The sequence below is a fragment of the Pseudoduganella danionis genome, from assembly GCF_009720775.1.
Taxonomy (GTDB): domain Bacteria; phylum Pseudomonadota; class Gammaproteobacteria; order Burkholderiales; family Burkholderiaceae_D; genus Rugamonas; species Rugamonas danionis.
The window spans coordinates 1-255 of sequence record NZ_WNKW01000044.1 but is presented as its reverse complement, the minus strand read 5'-3'; the positions used below and the strand labels follow the sequence as shown (position 1 = coordinate 255).

The following is a 255-nucleotide window of genomic DNA, read 5'->3' as shown; positions in this document are numbered from 1 at the left end:
GGGCTTTGAGCTGGGCCGCCGTGAGCGCGCCAAACGCGTCCGAACGCAGCGCAGCGAAGTCGGCCGTCTCCATGGCGGCCAGTGCATTGCTGCTCAGCGCAACGATTTGCGCCGTGCTCAGCACGCCACTCTGGTCCGTCGTCAAGCCGCCGATCTGGCGCGTATTCAGTGCACCGAATGCCGCGGCCGTCAGCGCCAGCATCTGGTTGGTCGACAGTGCTGCCAGTTGGTCCGTGCTCAGGGCCGACAACTGGG

General features: G+C 66.7%; 1 protein-coding gene. It reads right to left on the bottom strand.

Features of this window, described 5'->3' with window-relative positions; all coding sequences use genetic code 11:
- Positions 1 to 255: hypothetical protein (locus tag GM655_RS23405; protein ID WP_196308835.1), on the bottom strand; the 255-nt coding region annotated here is incomplete at both ends.